The sequence below is a fragment of the Nguyenibacter vanlangensis genome (genome assembly GCF_013376155.1).
Classification (GTDB): Bacteria; Pseudomonadota; Alphaproteobacteria; order Acetobacterales; family Acetobacteraceae; genus Gluconacetobacter; species Gluconacetobacter vanlangensis.
Genome location: NZ_JABXXP010000737.1, coordinates 1 through 1,340 on the forward strand (window position 1 = coordinate 1; position 1,340 = coordinate 1,340).

Genomic DNA, 1,340 nt, shown 5'->3' on the forward strand with positions numbered 1-1,340 from the left:
CGCGCTGGACGGCGCGTCGGTCTTTCCGCGGCGCATGGTGCATCTGCTGCGCCTGGGCGAGGAAACGGCGCAGCTCGGGCCGATGGCCCTGCGCGCCGCCGATATCCATGAGGAACAGGTACGCGTCGCCACCCAGCGCCTGGTGGCACTGCTGGTGCCCGCGATCACCATCGTCATGGGGCTGCTGGTGGCCGGGATCGTGTCCTCCCTGCTGCTGGCCATGCTGAGCCTGAACGACCTTGCGAAATAGCCCGGCACCCGACAGCCGCGCCCGAAAGGGCGTCCAGCACGGCTTCACCCTGATCGAGATGCTCGTGGTCGTCCTGATTCTCGGGCTGATCGGGGCGATCGTGGTCGCGCGCGGGCCGTTCCGCTCGGTCACGCTGGACCTGCGCGGGGCAGGGCAGCAGGTCGCGGCCTCCATGCGCCAGACCCGGTTGCAGGCGATACGCTCGGGCACCGTGCTGGTCTTCACCATCGACCCGGCCCGCATGGATTACGGGCTCTGGCACGGCGCGCGCCATGCCCTGCCGACCGGGGTGGGGGTCGCGACCGGATCAGGAGCTGGACCGGGGGCGGGGCGCTTCGTCTTCTACCCCGACGGCAGCGCCGCGGGTGCTGGGGCCGCGCTGGTCGAACGGGGACGGCTGGTCACGCTGCGGCTGAACTGGCTGACCGGCGCCGTCGTGGTCGAGGGGCCATGACCGCGACGGGCCCCACCGGCCGGCAGGACGGTTTCACCTTGATCGAGGTCCTGGTCGCCTTCGTCATCGCGATGCTGGCCCTCGGCGTCGCCTATCGGGGGATGCTGGACGGCATCGCGGCCACGCAATTGTCCAACCGTATGCAAGAGGCGGTCTCCCGCGCCCAGTCCCACCTGGCGGCGGTCGGCCACGGCATGCAGATCGGTCCGCTGGAACAGGACGGCGATGACGGCAGCGATTTTCACTGGCATGTCCGGATCGCGCCCGAACAGGCAACGCCCTCCTCCGCCGCGCCCGGCCTGGTGCTGTACCAGGTGCAGGTCACCGAATCCTGGCCCGATCCGGCGACCGAATCGGGGCAGCGGTCGGTGATGCTGCGCACCCGTCGGCTGGGCATACGGGCGCCCGGACCATGACCCGGACCGTGAAAGACCGTTTCAAGGGCCCCGCCGGCTTCACCCTGGTGGAAATCCTGATCGCGCTGGTCGTGTTCTCGCTGGTGCTGCTGGTGCTGCAGCGGGCGTTCCAGGCCGCGACGATGATCTTCGACCGCCAGCGCGGCATGCTGGCGGCGCAGGCCGAACTGGGCGCGGTCGATCACCTGCTGCGCGGCCTGGTCGCGCACGCCGACCCCGG

At 70.6% G+C, this 1,340-nt stretch carries 4 protein-coding genes; all 4 read left to right on the forward strand.

Annotation, left to right across the window (positions count from 1 at the left end; all coding sequences use genetic code 11):
• On the forward strand, positions 1-250 hold a 250-nt coding region (locus HUK84_RS18560; protein WP_176641546.1), incomplete at its 5' end, for a type II secretion system F family protein.
• Positions 240-704, forward strand: a complete 465-nt coding sequence (locus HUK84_RS18565) for a prepilin-type N-terminal cleavage/methylation domain-containing protein (protein WP_246285773.1) — start codon at positions 240-242, stop codon at positions 702-704. The genes HUK84_RS18560 and HUK84_RS18565, both read left to right, overlap by 11 nt.
• Positions 701-1,120: a type II secretion system protein gene (locus HUK84_RS18570; protein WP_176641547.1), complete on the forward strand. Its 420-nt coding sequence runs from the start codon at positions 701-703 to the stop codon at positions 1,118-1,120. Before HUK84_RS18565 ends, HUK84_RS18570 begins: the two co-directional genes overlap by 4 nt.
• Positions 1,117-1,340: prepilin-type N-terminal cleavage/methylation domain-containing protein (locus tag HUK84_RS18575; protein WP_176641548.1), on the forward strand; the 224-nt coding region annotated here is incomplete at its 3' end. The genes HUK84_RS18570 and HUK84_RS18575, both read left to right, overlap by 4 nt.

Coding starts and splice junctions, on each gene's coding strand:
- HUK84_RS18570 (WP_176641547.1), top strand. CDS start 701: ATGACCGCGACGGGCCCCACCGGCCGGCAGGACGGTTTCACCTTGATC.